Origin of the sequence: Halomonas koreensis (assembly GCF_031451675.1) — a bacterium.
Taxonomy (GTDB): domain Bacteria; phylum Pseudomonadota; class Gammaproteobacteria; order Pseudomonadales; family Halomonadaceae; genus Halomonas; species Halomonas koreensis.
Genome location: NZ_JARWAK010000001.1, coordinates 384,631 through 400,146 on the forward strand (window position 1 = coordinate 384,631; position 15,516 = coordinate 400,146).

Sequence of the window (15,516 nt, forward strand, 5' to 3'; positions counted from 1 at the left end):
GGAGACGCCCATGAGCAAGCGACCCAGCCCCCTCTCCGCCACCGTCGATTTCGAGGCCGACGGCGTGCAGCACGGCTTCCTCAAGCTGCCGATCTCCGACGACGAGTCGGCCTGGGGGGCGGTGATGATTCCGATCACCGTGATCAAGCACGGCGAGGGCCCCACCGCCCTGCTGACCGGCGGCAACCACGGCGACGAGTACGAGGGCATCACCGCCCTGCAGAAGCTGTCGAGCTCGCTGTCCGCCGAGGACGTCTCGGGCCGGGTGATCATCGTGCCGATGATGAACACCCCGGCGGCCCAGGCCGGCCGGCGCACCTCGCCCATGGATGGCGGCAACCTCAACCGCAGCTTCCCCGGCGATCCGGACGGCAGCGTCACCGAGAAGATCGCCGACTACTTCAGCCGGGTGCTGGTGCCGATGTGCGACAGCGTGCTGGATCTGCACTCCGGCGGCCGGACCCTGGACATCCTGCCCTTCGCCGCCTCCCACGTGCTCGATGACGCCGACCAGCAGCGCCGGGCCCTGGCCGCCGCCAAGGCCTTCGGCGCGCCCTATGCCATGATGATGTTCGAGCTCGACGCCGAGGCGCTGTTCGACACCGCCGTGGAGCGCCAGGGCAAGGTCTTCGTGGCCACCGAGCTGGGCGGCGGCGGCACCTCGACGCCGGAGAGCCTGGCGATCACCGAGCGCGGCGTCCGCAACTTCCTGGTTCACGAGGGCCTGATCGCCGGCGAGCTCGAGGCCCCCGAGGCGCCCCAGGTCTATCTCGACATGCCCGATGCCAGCTGCTACGTGCAGAGCGAACACACCGGCCTGCTGGAGCTGACCGTGTCGCTGGGCGGCGAGGTGGAGAAGGGGCAGGTGATCGCCCGGGTCTACGACATGACCCGCAGCGGGGCCGCGCCCGTCGAGTACCGGGCCGGCCGCGACGGGGTGCTGGCGGCGCGCCGCTTCCCGGCCAACGTCAACATGGGCGATACCATCGCGGTCATCGCCGAGGTCGTCGACTCGCTCGACGCCGATCAGACCCAGCCCCAGCGCCAATGAGCGACGGCCAGGCAAGGCGAACAGCGCCGAAAGCGCGGAGTTTGCGAGGGGTAAATGAGCATCTTGAGAAGCTGTTCAACGCGGCATGGCCGAGCGCAATCAGCGGGGATGGTGGTCTGACATGAAGCTCGATCGTTACGACCTCAAGATCCTCGAGATCCTGTCCCGGGACGGACGCATCACCAAGTCGAAGCTGGCCGAGGCCATCAACCTCTCGGTCAGCCCCTGCTGGGAGCGCGTCCGCCGCCTGGAGAAGGCCGGCATCATCGAGGGCTACGGGGCGCGGCTCAACCCGGCCGTGCTCCGGCCGCGTACCCCGGTGTGGGTGCAGATCGAGCTCAAGACCCACAACGCCGAGAGCTTCGCCCGCTTCGAGGCGCTGGTGCGCGATACGCCCGAGGTCACCGAGTGCGTGGCCGTGGGCGGCGGCGTGGACTACCTGGTCAAGTTCGAGGCCGTCTCCATCGACGCCTATCAGCGGCTGATCGATGCCTGGCTGATGTCCGACGCCGGCATCGAGCGCTACTTCACCTATATCGTCACCAAGACGGTCAAGCGTCCCGAGGCCGGGGTCGGCGTCGACGACCTGCTCGGCTGAGGCCGCAGAAAAAATCGCAAGTCCCGGGCGGCGGAACAAAAATCCTCGCCGCTCGCGGGCCGCGCTTCGAAAACTCCTCCCCGCCGGCCTGCCTTACCCTGACACCATCGCGCGGCCCCGCCGCGGATGCCATTTCATCGCCGGCGCCGTCCCGCGCCGGCGTGACAGGGGAGGTGCTTATGACGCTGTCCAACATGCTCGACGATCCGCGGCTGTTTCGTCAGTACGCCTATATCGACGGCAAGTGGACCCACGGCGACGAGGGCCGCGAGGAGGCCGTCGTCGATCCCGCCACCGGCGAGGTCCTGGGGCATATCCCGCTGCTGGAGCCGGCCCAGATCGCCGCGGCGGTGGATGCCGCCGAGGCCGCCTTCGTGCACTGGCGGGCGCTGCGCGCCGACGAGCGCTGCGAGCGTCTGCTGGCCTGGTACGACCTGCTGCAGGCCCATCGCGAGGACCTGGCGACCCTGATGACCCGCGAGCAGGGCAAGCCGCTGCCGGACGCCCGGGGCGAGGTGGAGTACGGCGCCAGCTTCGTGCGCTGGTTCGCCGAGGAAGGCAAGCGCGCCTACGGCGAGACCATCCCCAGCCACATCCCCAACGCGGCGCTCGGCACCCTCAAGGAGCCGGTGGGCATCGCCGCGCTGATCACGCCCTGGAACTTCCCGCTGGCGATGATCACCCGCAAGGCCGCCGCGGCCATGGCCGCCGGCTGCCCGGTGATCGTCAAGCCGGCCCACGAGACGCCCTTCTCGGCGCTGGCCCTGGCCGAGCTGGCCGAGCGCGCCGGCATCCCGGCGGGCATCTTCAACGTGGTACTCGGCGAGGCCGCCCAGGTCTCGAAGCTGCTGTGCGACGAGCCCCGCATCAAGGCGCTGTCGTTCACCGGCTCGACCCGGGTCGGCCGGCTGCTGATCGAGCAGAGCGCGCACACCGTGAAGCGTCTCTCGCTCGAGCTGGGGGGCAATGCGCCCTTCATCGTCGGCCCGGACATGGATCCCCGGGAGGCGGCCTTCGCGGCGGTGGCGGCCAAGTTCCAGACCGCCGGCCAGGACTGCCTGGCGGCCAACCGCATCCTGGTCCACGAGTCGATCCACGACGCCTTCGTCGAGCACTTCGCCGAGCGCATGGCGGCGCTGACCGTGGGCAACGGCCTGGACAGCGAGGTCGACCTCGGCCCGCTGATCCACCGCCAGGCGGTGGAGAAGGCGGCGGCCATCGTCGACGACGCGGTGTCCCGGGGCGCCACCCTGGTGGCCGGTGACCAGGGCCAGGCCCCGGGCGAGAACTTCTTCATGCCCACCCTGCTGACCGGCGTGACCCCGGAGATGCAGGTGTGGCGGGAGGAGAACTTCGCCCCGGTGGCCGGCATCACCGCCTACGCCGACGACGACCAGGTCATCGAGATGGCCAACGACACCGAGTACGGGCTGGCGGCCTATGTCTACACCCACGATATCCGCCGCATCTGGAAGCTGCTGCGGGCGCTGGAGTACGGCATGGTCGCGGTCAACTCGGTGAAGATGACCGGCCCGCCGGTGCCCTTCGGCGGCGTCAAGCAGTCGGGCCTGGGCCGCGAGGGCGGCGTGACCGGCATCGACGAGTATCTGGAGACCAAGTACTACTGCCTGGGGGCGCTGGGCTCCGTATCCGGGAGTTAGGATCCTGGCTGCGGGCTGCGGGCTGCGGGCTGCGGGCTGCGGGCTGCGGGCTGCGGGCTTCGGGCCACGCCCCCGGCCGCTCGTCGCCCGAGGCTCGACGCTCGCGAGCGAATCCGACAGGCAAGCTGATGATCGGCCACCGCGCCGGTTCAAGAACGAACGACGAACATCCTCCCCGGCGGAGCCGGGGAGCACGACGGGAGAAGCGCATGACCACCCACAAGGATCTGATCGACCGCGACCGCAAGGTGACCTTCCACGCCTCCACCCACCTGCGCGACTTCGCCCAGGGCGACGCGCCGGGGCGCGTGATCACCGGCGGCAAGGGCATCCATATCATCGACAAGGACGGCCGCGAGTTCATCGACGGCTTCGCCGGCCTGTACTGCGTCAACATCGGCTACGGCCGCACCGAGGTGGCCGAGGCCATCTACCAGCAGGCCCTGGAGATGGCCTACTACCACACCTATGTGGGGCACTCCAACGAGCCGCAGATCGCCCTGTCCGAGAAGATCCTCGAGCTGGCCGGCCCCGGCATGTCCAAGGTCTACTACGGCATGTCCGGCTCCGACGCCAACGAGACCCAGCTCAAGATCGTGCGCTACTACAACAACGTGCTGGGCCGCCCGCAGAAGAAGAAGGTCATCTCGCGGAGGCGCGGCTACCATGGCTCCGGCATCGCCTCGGGCTCGCTGACCGGGCTCAAGGCCTTCCACGACCACTTCGACCTGCCCATCGACACCATTCGCCACACCGAGGCGCCGTACTACTATCACCGCGCCGCGGAGCAGGAGGGCATGACCGAGCGCGAGTTCTCCCGCCACTGCGCGGAGCGGCTCGAGGCGATGATCCTGGCCGAGGGCCCGGACACCGTGGCGGCCTTCATCGGCGAGCCGGTGCTCGGCACCGGCGGCATCGTGCCGCCGCCGGAAGGCTACTGGGAGGCGATCCAGGCGGTGCTCGCCAAGTATGACGTGCTGCTGATCGCCGACGAGGTGGTGTGCGGCTTCGGGCGCATCGGCGCCGACTTCGGCAGCCATCACTACGGCATCAAGCCCGACCTGATGACCACCGCCAAGGGCCTGACCAGCGCCTATCAGCCGCTATCCGCGGTGATCGTCGGCGACCGCGTCTGGCGGGTGCTGGAGCAGGGCACCGGCGAGTACGGCCCCATCGGCCACGGCTGGACCTATTCCGGCCACGCCCTGGGCTGCGCCGCCGGCCTGGCCAACCTGGCGATCATCGAGCGCGAGGGCCTGACCGCTAATGCCACCGAGACCGGCGCCTACCTGCAGGAGCGCATGGCCGCCACCTTCGGCGACCACCCCATCGTCGGCCAGACCCGCGGCGTGGGCATGCTGGCGGCGCTGGAGTTCGCCGCCGACCCGGCCCGTCGCGCCCACTTCGACCCGAGCCTCAAGGTCGGGCCGCGCATCGCCGCCGCCGCCCTGGAGGAGAGCCTGATCGCCCGGGCCATGCCGCAGGGGGACATCCTCGGCTTCGCGCCGCCGCTGACCGCCACCCGCGCCGAGGTCGACGAGATCGTCGCCCGCACCGAGCGCGCGGTGAACAAGGTCACCGACGAGCTGGCCCGCGAGGGCGTCCTGCAGACCGCCTGATCGGCCTTTGGGTCACGACATCGCCGCGGGCATGCCCCGCGGCGTTCGCGTGGGTGGGCCATGGCGGCCCGCCGCCAGCGAGGAGAGGACCATGCACGACACCGCCCATGGCGTCACCCTGGCCGAGCTCTACGCCGCCCGACGGCGCCTCGCCGGCCGGGTGACGCGCACGCCCTTGACGCGCTCCGCGGCCCTGTCGCGGCGCTTCGACGCCGAGATCCTGCTCAAGTGGGAGACCCGTCAGCCCACCGGCGCCTTCAAGCTGCGCGGCGCCACCAACATGCTCTCGGCGTTGCTCGAGCGCCAGGGGCGCGAGGCCCTGGCGGCCGGGGTGGTGACCGCCTCCACCGGCAACCACGGCCGGGCCGTGGCCCACGCCGCCGCCGCGCTGGGGATTCCCGCCGTGGTCTGCCTGTCGCGGCTGGTGCCCGAGCACAAGGCCGCGGCCATCGCCGAGCGGGGCGCCGAGGTGGTGCGCGTGGGCGACAGCCAGGACGAGGCCTTCGCCGAGGTCGAGCGGCGGGTGGCCGAGCGGGGCATGACGCCGATCCCGCCCTTCGACGATCCGCTGATCGTGGCCGGACAGGGCACCATCGGCCTGGAACTGATGGAGGACGCCCCGGACCTGGATCGGGTGATCGTCGGGCTGTCCGGCGGCGGCCTGCTGGGCGGCATCGGCGCCGCGGTGAAGGCGATCCGCCCCGCGGTCGCCGTCACCGGCGTCAGCCTGTCCCGGGGCGCGGCCATGGCCGAGAGCCTGGCCGCGGGGCGCCCGGTGGCCGTGGAGGAGGTGGAAAGCCTGGCCGACTCCCTGGGCGGCGGCATCGGCCTGGACAACCGCTGCACCTTCGCCCTGGTGCGTCAGGTCATGGACGATCACCATCGGGTCTCGGAGGCGGCCATCGCCGCGGCCATGGTCGACCTCCTCGCGCACGAGAAATGCCTGGTGGAGGGCGCCGCCGCGGTGGGCCTGGCCGCCCTGGCCGAGCACGGCCTCGAGGTGCGCGGCCGGAGGGTGGCGCTGATCCTCTCCGGCAACGCGGTCTCGCTCGAGACCCTCGACCGGGCCCGGGCGCTGATCGGACGCTGAGGGGCGGTGAGGTGTGAGGAGTTAAGAGTGAGGTGTGAGGAGTGAGGAGCGAGAGACTGCCATCCCCTTACCCCTTACCCCTTACCCCTTACCCCTTACCCCTTACCCCTTACCCCATTCTTCAGGAGGTCCCTATGCAACTCTACGATCGCGACGCCATCGAGCGTGCCGTCGGCCTCGACCGCGAGGCCCTGGCGGCGGTGGAGGCGGGCTTCGCCGCCCTGGGCCGCGGCGAGGTGGTGCAGCCGCCGATCCTGTCCATGGCCATCGAGGAGGCCAACGGCGAGGTGGACGTCAAGACCGCCCATATCCGCGGCGCCGAGCGTTTCGCCATCAAGGTCAGCCCGGGCTTCTTCGACAATCCCCGGCTCGGCCTGCCGAGCCTCAACGGCCTGATGATGGTGTTCTCGGCGCGCACCGGCCGGGTCGAGGCGGTGCTCTTCGACGAGGGTTACCTGACCATGGTGCGCACCGCCCTGGCCGGGGCCATCGCCGCCAGGCACCTGGCCCGGGAGGACAGCCGGCGGGTGACCGTGCTGGGGGCCGGCGAGCAGGCCGAGCGCCAGGTCGAGGCGCTGGGCCTGGTGCGCGACATTCGCGCGGTCGATGTCTGGGCGCGCCGGCCCGAGGCCGCCGAGGCCTGTGCGGCGCGCATGCGCGCCCGCGGGCTGGACGTCGAGGTGCATGACTCGGTCCACGCGGCCTGCGCCCGGGCCGATATCATCGTCACCGCCACCCCGTCCCGCGAGCCGCTGCTGCGGGCTCGCGACCTGCCCGAGGGCGTGCATGTCACCGCCATGGGGTCGGACGGTCCCGACAAGCGCGAGCTGGAGGCCTCGGTGCTGACCCGGGCCGATGCCGTGGTGGTCGACACCCGGGCCCAGAGCGAAGCCAACGGCGAACTCAAGGCCTTCGCCGGCGGCGAGGCCCCCTTCAAGGTCCACGAGCTGGGGCGGGTGATCGCCGAGGGTGACAGGCTGCGGCTGTCGGACGCCACCCTCACGGTCTGCGACCTGACCGGCACCGGGGTGCAGGACACTGCCATCGCCGGCTTCGCCCTGTCGCGACTGGCCGGCGGCTGAACGGGCTTGTGCCGCCGGGCCGGCTGGCCCACGCTTGGCCTGTCGACCATTCCGAGGAGGGGATCTCATGGCGATGCTGCTGGCCTTCGATGTCTACGGCACCCTGATCGACACCCACGGCGTGGTGGCGGCGCTCGATGAACACCTGGCGCCGCCGCTGGAGGCCGCGGAGTTCTCGCGGCGCTGGCGGGACAAGCAGCTGGAGTACAGCTTCCGTCGCGGGTTGATGGGGGACTACGTGGATTTCGCCCGCTGCACCCGGGAGGCCCTGGAGTACACCGATCGAGCCCTTCAGGCCGGCCTCTCCGAGGTGGCCAAGGACCAGCTGATGGGCGCCTATGCCCGGCTGCCGGCCTTCCCCGAGGTGGCATCGGCCGTGTCACGCCTGGCCGATGCCGGGCACAGCTGCGTGGCCTTCTCCAACGGCAGCCAGGAGGCCGTCACCCGCCTGCTGGCCGGGGCGGCGATCCGCGATCGCTTCGAGGACATCGTCAGCGTCGACGAGATCAAGCGCTTCAAGCCCGATCCGGCGGTCTACTTCCACCTCCGGCGGCGCCTGGACGTCGAGCCCGCCGACACCTGGTTGATCTCCAGCAACCCCTTCGACGTGCTCGGGGCGCGACATGCCGGCCTGCACGCGGCCTGGGTACGGCGCAGCCCCGAGGCGCCCTTCGACCCCTGGGGCCTCGACCCCGACCTCACCGTGGCCGACCTGGAGGCGCTGGTCGACGCCCTGGCGTGACCTCACTCCGGGCAGCGCGGCGGGGCGGCATCGCCGGACAGGATCAGGCCGCCGAACCAGGCGGTGGCATCGCCGCCGGCGTTGTCGCCGTCGCTCATCAGCGCCAGGCCGTCGATGTGGCCCGGCGTCTCGCCGAACAGGCGGCGATAGTCGGCGCGCAGGTCGCGTACCTCGGCGACCCATTCGCCGACCCTCGCCTCTCCGCCCTGCAGGGCCAGCAGGCGGGCGCGATCGGTGAAGGCGTTGGGCCAGGCGGCGCCGGCCGGCTGGGTCGAGGACCAGACATAGTTCACCGACTGGACCTGCCAGGGGAGCGGGCCGGTCCTGCGCGCCACATAGACCCGGGCCGGGTAGTCGTCGCCGCCCCGGGTGCGCTCGTCGAGCCCCGGATAGATCGTCGAGACCCGCCAGCACCACTTCAGGTAGGGCGTGGTCGAGAGGTCGAAGCGGCGCTCCAGGTAGCGCGCCGAGGCGCGGCCTCGGGCCCGGGCCTGGAGCACGGTCTCGCCGTCTCGCGAGACCAGCCGATAGTCGGTGCGGCCGGCGAATTCCCGGACCGGCCAGTCGAGGATGGCCCGCGGCGGGAAGGTCGTGTCCGCCGCCGACGGACCGGCGGCGATGGCCAGCAGGCAGGTGGCGAACCAGTGACGATAACGCGGGGCGCGACTCATGAGCGTCTCCCGGGAGGCGGGGTCAGTGGCGGGGCTCGCCCTCCTCGGGTGGGGCATAGCGCTCGCCCGCCCGGTGCAGCAACCCGAACTGGCGGTCGCACTCGCGGCAGCCATCGCACATCGCCAGATGCAGGCGCAGCGACAGGCGCTCCCGGAAGGTCAACGGGCGGTCCCGTTTCAGCGACATCAGGCGGGTCGCCTGCTTGCACATCATCATGGCGATTCCTCCGTCAGCCAGCCGCGTTCGATGCAGGCGCGCAGCCGCAGGCGCGCCCGGTGCAGCATCACCCAGCAGTTGTTCTCCTTGATGCCGACCTCCTGGCAGATGTCGCCGGTGGACAGGCCCATCAGCTCGCGCAGCGAGAAGACCCGGGCGAGGTTGTCCGGCAGGCCGATCATGCAGGCGTCGAACACCTGCCAGAAATGCTCGTTCTCGAAGGTCGCCTCCGGCTCGCCCCAGTGGGAGGGGCGGGCGTTGGGCTGCCAGCGGCCGCTCTGCTGGAACTGGCGGTCGATGGCGTCGTCGTCGAGCGTCTCGTCCAGCGGTTCCCACTTGCCCTGCCGCTTCTGGACCCGCATGGTGTCGAGGATCTTGTACTTGAGGATGCCGAAGACCCAGGTCTCGTAGCCGGAGCGACCGGCGAAGCTGTCGTCCTTCTCGATGGCGGACACCAGGGTCTCCTGGACGGCATCCTCCGCCTGGCTGCGGTCGCGAAGGTGCAGCAGGGCGAAGGACACCAGCCGCGGGCGGACGGCCTCGAGGCGCCGTCGGCGATCATCGGTCTCGGTCACGTGGCCTCCCTTGCATGCGTGCTTCCTCCATGGCGTCGAGTCGTCGCAGGTCTTCCGGACGATCAAGATCCCATACCTCGGCCGGGCTCGCCAGCCGCCATCCCAACGCTGCGACGCGCCGGCGGGTCTGGGCCATGACCCGCTCGCTGCCCCAGTCGATCCCGGCGAACAGCCGCGGGTCGCCGTGTCGGGCGCCGATCAGGGCGTAGCCGCCATCCTCGGCCGGCAGGCAGACGGCCTCGGCCGAGGCCAGCGCCGCCCAGCAGTCGAGGAGCAGCGCCGGGACGAGCACCGGGCAGTCGCTGCCGATCACCAGGCCGGGGCCGGGCTCGGCCGCCAGGGCGCGATGCATGCGTCGCCCCAGGTCGCCCGAGGGCTGGGCGGCCAGGCGAATGCCGTGGCGCTCGGCCAGTTCGCCGAACAGCGGGTGGTCGTGGGCCAGGGCGGTCCACAGGGTGATGCGCCCCGGGTCGGTGGCGGCGGCCGCGACCGCCAGGGTGCGACGCAGCAGGCGAGCGTGCAGCCGGGCGGCGGCCTCCGCACCCAGGGCCGGGATCAGCCGCGTCTTGACCCGGCCGGGCAGCGGTGCCTTGGCCAGCACGGCGATCCGGGGGCGGGCCTCAGCGGACATCGCGGTAGGCCTCCGCCAGCCGCGCCGGTGACGCGCCGCGCCAGTAGTGCCAGCGCAGGCGCCACATCAGCAGGATGGTGCGCCACACGCCGTGGCGCACCCAGCGGCGCCCCGAGCTCGTGACCGATGCCCGGAGGCAGGCGGGCGGCGAGCGTCGCTTCAGGCGGCGACTCATCTCGATGTCCTCCATCAGCGGCTGATCGGGAAAGCCGCCCACGGCGTCGAAGGCGCCGCGGGTCATGAACAGCGCCTGGTCGCCGGTGGCGATGCCGGTGAGCCGGGAGCGCCGGTTCATGGCCGCGGCGATGATCGCCAGCATGGGGTGGCGTCCGCTCAGGCGGATATCGAAGCGTCCCCAGGCGCGACCGCCGTCGAGCGCGGCGGCGATGCGGCGGTCGGCGTCGTCGGGCAGGCGGGTATCGGCATGCAGGAACACCAGCCGGGCGGCGGTGGCGCGCTCGGCGCCGGCGTTCATCTGTCGGGCCCGCCCGGCCGGCGAGGAGATCACCCGGCTGGCCAGCGGCGCCGCGAGGCGAGGCGTGGCGTCGCGGCTGCCGCCGTCGACCACGATCAGCTCCACCCCCCGCCGGCGCAGCGGCTGCAGGGCCTCCAGGCAGGCGGCAATCCCGGCGGCCTCGTTCAGGGCCGGCACGATGATGGCCAGGGACGGTCGGGTGGCGTCGTGTGCGGGGCTCAAGCGCGCCTCCGGTCGAGTCGTCATCGTCCGCGGGCGGGGCGTCCTCCGGTATCGCCCGGTGCCGCCGGGGCGACCGGCCTCTTCCCCGTTACCTTAGCGCGATCCCGACGCCCTGTAAGCCCTCCCGGGGCGGCGCCGACCAAACCCCGAGGCCGGCGGATCCCCCCGAGCGTATGATGGAGGCGGAGGCGATGAAGATGCGAGCATGGGCCCTCGGGCTCTTCCTGCTGTGTTGCCTGGTCGCGCGGCTGCCGGCGGCGCCCCCCACGATGAGCGACCCCGCCGTGCCCCTGGCGCACTCCCTCGAGGCCCTGCGGGCGGCGGTGCGCTCCGGCGGCCCCGGCAAGGATGGCATTCCCGCCATCGACCGGCCGCGTTTCGTCCCGGCCGCCGAGGCGGACGCCTGGCTGGCGCCGGACGACCGCGTCATCGGCTACTACCGGGACGGCGAGGCACGGGCCTATCCCCAGCGGATCCTGGTCTGGCACGAGATCGTCAACGACGAGGTGGCCGGCGAGGCGCTGAGCATCACCTACTGTCCGCTGACCGGCTCGGCCCTGGGGTTTCGTCGCGGCGACAGCGAGTTTGGCGTCTCCGGGCGGCTGCTCAACAGCAACCTGGTGATGTACGACCGCGCCACCGACAGTCGGTGGCCCCAGCTGCTGGGCCTGGCCATCCAGGGCCCCCTGACGGGACGCGGCCTGCAGCCGCGCCGGCTGGTGTGGACCACCTGGGAGGCGTGGAAGGCCCGCCATCCGCAGACTCGGGTCCTGAGCCGCGAGACCGGCTATGTGCGCAACTACCGGCGCGATCCCTACGGCGACTATACCCCGCTACGCGGCTACTACCGTCCCGAGAGTCGTCGCCTCTTCCCGGTGATGGCCGAGGACGTCCGCCTGCCGCCCAAGGCCATGGTGCTGGCCTTCCGCGACGCCCGCAGGGCCGCCGCGGTCGGCCTGCCGGCGTTGCGCGAGGCGGGGGTGATGCGCCTGTCCCTGGGGGAGCGCGACTACCGGATCATCCACGACCCCGGACTGGATACCGGCTGGGTCTTCCTGGCCCCCGAGGGGACGCGCATCGACCCCGCCTCGCTGCGTTTCGGCCCCGGCGGAGTGAGCGGCCCGGGCGTCGACGCCCTCGAGCCCGTCCCGGCCTTCCAGGTGATGTGGTTCGCCTGGGTCGCCTTCCATCCTGATACCCGGCTGGTCCGGGAGGGACGGCGACCGTGAACGCCGTGGCTCGCCTGCTGGGGGCGCTGTTGTCCCGGCCCGCCAGCCTGGCGCTGATCCTGGGCGTCGGCCTGGGCTACGGCCTGCTCTACCTGTGGCTGGTCGGCGATATCGCCGGCGGCGGGAGTGGCTTCCGGCTGGCCTTTCCGGCCTGGGAGCGGGCCTTCGAGCTTCGCGGCGCGTGGCGCTTCGAGCCGGTGGGGATCCTCGAGCTGGGTCCCTGGATCTGGACCTTCAGCCCCCTGAACACGCTGATCGCCCTGGGGCTCGGCACGCTGCTGGGCCTCGACCTGGCCGCGGCCCGGCGGCTGCGCCGGGTGGCACGACAGTGCCCGGTCACGGCGCCGACCGGCGGGCTGCTGGCCGGGCTTTCCGCCCTGCTGGCCGGCGGCGCCTGCTGTGCGCCCCTGCTGGCGATATGGCTGGGGCTGCCTCTCGCCGGCGGCCTCGCCGTGCTGGCGCCCTGGCTGGTGCCCCTCGCCTACGCGGCCCTGGCGCTGGGGCTGTGGCGGCTGGCCGTCCGGCAAGCGCCGGGGCGCGGCGAAGGCGGTGCCGAATGACCGCCTGGCTCGATATCGGCGGCCAGGCCCTGGGGGGATGGCTATCCTGTCCTCGTCCCGGGCATCGGTCGACGCCGGCCTACGACGAGGACGTGCGCGGCTGCCTGCGGCCGGGGGATGTCCTGCTGGTCGAGGGTTCCTCGCGTATCAGCACGGTGATCCAGTACCTGACCCAGTCGTCCTGGTCCCATGCGGCGCTCTTCGTGGGGGAGGTCCAGGGGCGACGCCTCGGGGCCCATCCCGGCCAGTGGTTCATCGAGGCCGACCTGGTGGAGGGCGTGCGCATGACCGGGTTCGAGGCCTACCGGGGGCATGCGCTGCGGATCTGTCGGCCGGTGGGCCTGACGACTGCGGAGATCGAACGGCTCATCGACTATGCCCATGCCCGGCTCGGCCATCGCTACGATCTGCACAACCTGCTCGACCTGGCGCGCTACCTGCTGCCCCTGCCGCCCGTGCCGGCCCGCTGGCGTCGTAGCCTGCTGGGGGTCTGCAGCGGGGATCCGACCCGGGCGATCTGCTCGACGCTGATCGCCGAGGCCTTCCAGTCGGTACGCTATCCGATCCTGCCGATCCCGGTCTCCGGCCGGCCGGGGCGGTTCCGCCGCCGTCACGCCAGCCTCTTCACCCCGCGGGACTTCGACCTCTCGCCCTTCTTCCGCATCGTCAAGCCCCAGCTGCGCGACTTCCGCCATCGCGCCCTGCGCTGGGAGGAGGGGCCGGCGCTGGACGCGGCCGCCGGCGTCACGGCGCCAGCTCGATGATCCGGCCGCCGGCGGCCTCGGCGTCCTGGCGATCGTGGGTCACCATCAGGGTCGGCAGCCCCCGGTCGTGGACCCGCGCGAAGACCAGCCGGCGCATCTCGTCGCGCAGCGCGGCGTCGAGCTTGGAGAAGGGCTCGTCGAGGAGCATGGCGCGCGGCTCGGCCAGCAGCACCCGCATCAGCGCCACCCGGGCCTGCTGGCCGCCGGACAGGGTCGCCGGGTCGCGGTCGGCGAAGCCGGCCAGGCCGATGTCGGCCAGCGCCGCCTCGACACGGCGGCGCCGGGCCCGGCGCCCGCCTCCCGGCGGCAGGCCGAAGGCCAGGTTGCCGCCCACGCTGAGGTGGGGGAAGAGCAGCGGGTCCTGGAACAGCAGGCCCAGCCGGCGTCGCTCCGGCGGGCGCGTCGTCAGGTCCTCGTCGCCCAGCCGGACGCGCCCGGTGGCGGTGAAGGCGGGCGCCAGGAAGCCGGCGACCTGGGCCAGCAGGGTCGACTTGCCGACCCCGGAGGGCCCCATCAGGGTCAGCACCTCGCCCGGGGCGATGCGGGCGTCCACCCGTACCAGCGGGCGGTCGCCCTGGTAGATGGCGACCTCGTCCAGCCATAGCGGGGATGTCTCGGGCATCGTCGGCCTCATGTCAGCAGGTGGCGTCGGTGGCGGAACAGCAGGCGCGGCAGGCCGGTGGCCAGCACGAAGCCCAGCGCCGGCAGGGCCAGCTGGCCCAGGGCGTAGACCGCGGTCAGCCGTCGGTCGCCGCCGCTGGCCAGGCTCACCGCCTCGGTGGTCAGGGTGGCCAGCCGGCCGGCGCCGAGCAGCAGGGTCGGCAGGTACTGGCCGACGCTCACCGCGAAGCCCACGGCGGCGGCCACGGCGATGGGCGTCGTCAGCATGGGCAGCCGCACCCGCCAGAAGGTCCGCGCCCGCGAGGCGCCCAGGGCGGCGGCCACCTGGCTCCAGCGCGGGTCCAGGCGGCGGTAGCTCTCGGCCAGGGACAGGAAGACATAGGGCAGCACGAACAGCGCATGGCCCAGGGTCACCGCCAGCCAGCCAGCGGCCAGGCCGAGCTGCGCCTGGAGCTGCACCAGGCCATAGAGGAAGGCCACCGGCGGCACCAGCAGCGGCAGGTAGAGGATCAGCTGGGCGCCGGGGCGCAGCGGGCGACGCCGCCGGGTCTCGGCCTCCAGGCAGCCGACCACCAGCACCACCGACAGCGCCGTCGCCGCCAGGCCGATGCTGGCGGTGTGGCGCAGCGGGGTCGCGGCCGTGTCGGCGGCCTCCCGCCAGGTGGCCAGCGTCATCGGCGCGGGCCAGGCGGCGGGGAAGGGCCACCAGGCGGCCAGCGACCAGAGCGCCAGTCCCGCCAGGCTGGCGCCGAGCAGCAGGATCGACAGCCCGGTGAGCCCGGCCCCCAGGCCGCGCCCCATGGCCTCGCCGCGCCGGCGGCCGCCGCCCACCAGCCAGCCGGCGGCCAGCCGGCGCACCAGGCGCTCGGCGAGCCACCAGGCCAGCAGCGCCAGGACGGTCACGCCGAGCTGCAGCAGGGCTCCGGCGGAGGCCAGGAAGCGCAGCGACAGGTCGGGATCGTTCAGCCAGCGCACCACCGCCACGGCCAGCGTCGGCGGCGTCGAGGGGCCGAGGATGATCGCCACCTCCACGGTGGAGGTGGCGAAGGCGATGACCGCGAAGATCGGCAGGCGAACCAGCGGGTAGAGGCCGGGCAGCACCGCCTTGGCGAAGGCATGCAGGCGCCCGTAGCCCAGGGAGCGGGCCACCATCAGGCGCTCGTGGGCGCGGCACTGGGGCAGGGCCGCCAGGCTCATCAGCAGCAGGAAGGGGATCTCCTTGAGCACCAGGCCGGCGATCAGCGCCAGGCCCCCGGGATCGCCGGGGAAGAGGTAGTCCGGGGGGCGCTCCCAGCCGGTCAGCCAGGGCGAGCCCAGCCGGCTGGCCAGCCCCGACGGCGCCAGCAGGAAGGCCAGGCCGATGGCGGCGGCGGCATGGGGCACCGCCAGCAGCGGCGACAGCAGCCGCCGCACGACCCGGAACAGCGACGTCTCGAGGAAGGCGCCGAGGAACAGCATGACCACGGCGAAGGCCGCCAGGGTGCTGGCGAGCCCGGTGACCAGGCTCAGGCGCAGCATGTCGGCGAGGCCCGGCGCCTGCCACAGGGCCCGCCAGGGGGTCAGGCTCCAGGCGTCGCCGCCCAGCGCCGGCAGCCAGCCGAAGGACGGCGCCAGCACGCCGACCAGCCCGGCCGCCACCGGCAGCACCAGCAGCAGGACGGTGAGGCGGGGGATCAGGCCTAGCCACGAGGGGCGAGCGGGCCTCATG

General features: G+C 72.5%; 17 protein-coding genes. 10 read left to right on the top strand and 7 right to left on the bottom strand.

Annotation, left to right across the window (positions count from 1 at the left end):
• Window positions 1-10 precede the first annotated feature (10 nt).
• The 7 genes from doeB to QC818_RS01815 all read left to right on the top strand — a co-directional run bounded on the left by doeB (window position 11) and on the right by QC818_RS01815 (window position 7,843).
• Window positions 11-1,051 carry a N(2)-acetyl-L-2,4-diaminobutanoate deacetylase DoeB gene (gene doeB / locus QC818_RS01785; protein ID WP_309651111.1) on the top strand — a complete coding sequence of 347 codons (1,041 nt, stop codon included), beginning with the start codon at window positions 11-13 and terminating at the stop codon, window positions 1,049-1,051.
• A gap of 121 nt (window positions 1,052-1,172) precedes the next feature.
• Window positions 1,173-1,649, top strand: a complete 477-nt coding sequence (locus QC818_RS01790; protein ID WP_309651112.1) for an Lrp/AsnC family transcriptional regulator — start codon at window positions 1,173-1,175, stop codon at window positions 1,647-1,649.
• Between the two features lie 179 nt (window positions 1,650-1,828).
• Window positions 1,829-3,310, top strand: coding sequence for an NAD-dependent succinate-semialdehyde dehydrogenase (locus tag QC818_RS01795; RefSeq protein WP_309651113.1), 1,482 nt, complete (start codon window positions 1,829-1,831; stop codon window positions 3,308-3,310).
• A 209-nt stretch (window positions 3,311-3,519) separates the two neighbouring features.
• Window positions 3,520-4,929: an aminotransferase gene (locus tag QC818_RS01800; RefSeq protein WP_309651114.1), complete on the top strand. Its 1,410-nt coding sequence runs from the start codon at window positions 3,520-3,522 to the stop codon at window positions 4,927-4,929.
• Window positions 4,930-5,020: 91 nt separating this feature from the next.
• Window positions 5,021-6,019 (top strand): hydroxyectoine utilization dehydratase EutB, encoded by a 999-nt coding sequence (gene eutB, locus QC818_RS01805; protein WP_309651115.1) that lies wholly within the window; start codon window positions 5,021-5,023, stop codon window positions 6,017-6,019.
• Window positions 6,020-6,153: 134 nt separating this feature from the next.
• On the top strand, window positions 6,154-7,101 hold the full coding sequence (locus QC818_RS01810; protein WP_309651116.1) for a cyclodeaminase: 948 nt from the start codon (window positions 6,154-6,156) through the stop codon (window positions 7,099-7,101).
• A gap of 67 nt (window positions 7,102-7,168) precedes the next feature.
• Window positions 7,169-7,843, top strand: coding sequence for a haloacid dehalogenase type II (locus tag QC818_RS01815; RefSeq protein ID WP_309651117.1), 675 nt, complete (start codon window positions 7,169-7,171; stop codon window positions 7,841-7,843).
• Window positions 7,844-7,845: 2 nt separating this feature from the next.
• On the opposite strand, the gene QC818_RS01820 is transcribed toward QC818_RS01815, so the two are convergent.
• Genes QC818_RS01820 through QC818_RS01840 form a run of 5 tightly spaced genes read right to left on the bottom strand, consistent with a single transcriptional unit; the run spans window position 7,846 to window position 10,634 of the window.
• Window positions 7,846-8,514, bottom strand: a complete 669-nt coding sequence (locus tag QC818_RS01820) for a DUF3047 domain-containing protein (protein ID WP_309651118.1) — start codon at window positions 8,512-8,514, stop codon at window positions 7,846-7,848.
• A 22-nt stretch (window positions 8,515-8,536) separates the two neighbouring features.
• The gene (locus QC818_RS01825; protein ID WP_309651119.1) at window positions 8,537-8,731 is read right to left on the bottom strand and encodes a zf-HC2 domain-containing protein; all 195 of its coding nucleotides are present in this window, start codon (window positions 8,729-8,731) and stop codon (window positions 8,537-8,539) included.
• Window positions 8,728-9,306, bottom strand: a complete 579-nt coding sequence (locus QC818_RS01830) for a sigma-70 family RNA polymerase sigma factor (protein WP_309651120.1) — start codon at window positions 9,304-9,306, stop codon at window positions 8,728-8,730. Before QC818_RS01830 ends, QC818_RS01825 begins: the two co-directional genes overlap by 4 nt.
• Window positions 9,290-9,937 carry a TIGR04282 family arsenosugar biosynthesis glycosyltransferase gene (locus tag QC818_RS01835; RefSeq protein WP_309651121.1) on the bottom strand — a complete coding sequence of 216 codons (648 nt, stop codon included), beginning with the start codon at window positions 9,935-9,937 and terminating at the stop codon, window positions 9,290-9,292. The genes QC818_RS01830 and QC818_RS01835 overlap by 17 nt, the downstream gene beginning before the upstream one ends.
• On the bottom strand, window positions 9,927-10,634 hold the full coding sequence (locus QC818_RS01840) for a TIGR04283 family arsenosugar biosynthesis glycosyltransferase (protein WP_309651122.1): 708 nt from the start codon (window positions 10,632-10,634) through the stop codon (window positions 9,927-9,929). Before QC818_RS01840 ends, QC818_RS01835 begins: the two co-directional genes overlap by 11 nt.
• Window positions 10,635-10,825: 191 nt before the next feature.
• On the opposite strand from QC818_RS01840, the gene QC818_RS01845 reads away from it, so the two are divergent.
• The 3 genes from QC818_RS01845 to QC818_RS01855 are packed head-to-tail and all read left to right on the top strand — an operon-like array spanning window position 10,826 to window position 13,187.
• Window positions 10,826-11,863 carry a DUF3179 domain-containing protein gene (locus QC818_RS01845; protein WP_309651123.1) on the top strand — a complete coding sequence of 346 codons (1,038 nt, stop codon included), beginning with the start codon at window positions 10,826-10,828 and terminating at the stop codon, window positions 11,861-11,863.
• A complete protein-coding gene (locus QC818_RS01850) occupies window positions 11,860-12,423 on the top strand; it encodes a hypothetical protein (protein WP_309651124.1) in 564 nt (187 codons plus the stop codon). The genes QC818_RS01845 and QC818_RS01850 overlap by 4 nt, the downstream gene beginning before the upstream one ends.
• Window positions 12,420-13,187, top strand: coding sequence for a YiiX/YebB-like N1pC/P60 family cysteine hydrolase (locus QC818_RS01855; protein ID WP_309651125.1), 768 nt, complete (start codon window positions 12,420-12,422; stop codon window positions 13,185-13,187). Before QC818_RS01850 ends, QC818_RS01855 begins: the two co-directional genes overlap by 4 nt.
• Here the strand turns inward: QC818_RS01855 and QC818_RS01860 are convergent.
• Window positions 13,168-13,809, bottom strand: coding sequence for an ATP-binding cassette domain-containing protein (locus tag QC818_RS01860; RefSeq protein ID WP_309651126.1), 642 nt, complete (start codon window positions 13,807-13,809; stop codon window positions 13,168-13,170). The genes QC818_RS01855 and QC818_RS01860 overlap by 20 nt on opposite strands.
• Before the next feature lie 8 nt (window positions 13,810-13,817).
• On the bottom strand, window positions 13,818-15,515 hold the full coding sequence (locus QC818_RS01865; protein ID WP_309651127.1) for an ABC transporter permease: 1,698 nt from the start codon (window positions 15,513-15,515) through the stop codon (window positions 13,818-13,820).
• Window position 15,516 lies beyond the last annotated feature (1 nt).

What these genes read in the sequence shown, in the direction of transcription:
- QC818_RS01865 (WP_309651127.1), bottom strand. Translation starts at nt 15,515, where the DNA reads ATGAGGCCCGCTCGCCCCTCGTGGCTAGGCCTGATCCCCCGCCTCACC.
- QC818_RS01845 (WP_309651123.1), top strand. Translation starts at nt 10,826, where the DNA reads ATGAAGATGCGAGCATGGGCCCTCGGGCTCTTCCTGCTGTGTTGCCTG.
- QC818_RS01855 (WP_309651125.1), top strand. Translation starts at nt 12,420, where the DNA reads ATGACCGCCTGGCTCGATATCGGCGGCCAGGCCCTGGGGGGATGGCTA.
- doeB (WP_309651111.1), top strand. Translation starts at nt 11, where the DNA reads ATGAGCAAGCGACCCAGCCCCCTCTCCGCCACCGTCGATTTCGAGGCC.
- QC818_RS01820 (WP_309651118.1), bottom strand. Translation starts at nt 8,514, where the DNA reads ATGAGTCGCGCCCCGCGTTATCGTCACTGGTTCGCCACCTGCCTGCTG.
- QC818_RS01810 (WP_309651116.1), top strand. Translation starts at nt 6,154, where the DNA reads ATGCAACTCTACGATCGCGACGCCATCGAGCGTGCCGTCGGCCTCGAC.
- QC818_RS01815 (WP_309651117.1), top strand. Translation starts at nt 7,169, where the DNA reads ATGGCGATGCTGCTGGCCTTCGATGTCTACGGCACCCTGATCGACACC.
- QC818_RS01825 (WP_309651119.1), bottom strand. Translation starts at nt 8,731, where the DNA reads ATGATGATGTGCAAGCAGGCGACCCGCCTGATGTCGCTGAAACGGGAC.
- QC818_RS01860 (WP_309651126.1), bottom strand. Translation starts at nt 13,809, where the DNA reads ATGCCCGAGACATCCCCGCTATGGCTGGACGAGGTCGCCATCTACCAG.
- QC818_RS01835 (WP_309651121.1), bottom strand. Translation starts at nt 9,937, where the DNA reads ATGTCCGCTGAGGCCCGCCCCCGGATCGCCGTGCTGGCCAAGGCACCG.
- QC818_RS01795 (WP_309651113.1), top strand. Translation starts at nt 1,829, where the DNA reads ATGACGCTGTCCAACATGCTCGACGATCCGCGGCTGTTTCGTCAGTAC.
- QC818_RS01800 (WP_309651114.1), top strand. Translation starts at nt 3,520, where the DNA reads ATGACCACCCACAAGGATCTGATCGACCGCGACCGCAAGGTGACCTTC.
- eutB (WP_309651115.1), top strand. Translation starts at nt 5,021, where the DNA reads ATGCACGACACCGCCCATGGCGTCACCCTGGCCGAGCTCTACGCCGCC.
- QC818_RS01790 (WP_309651112.1), top strand. Translation starts at nt 1,173, where the DNA reads ATGAAGCTCGATCGTTACGACCTCAAGATCCTCGAGATCCTGTCCCGG.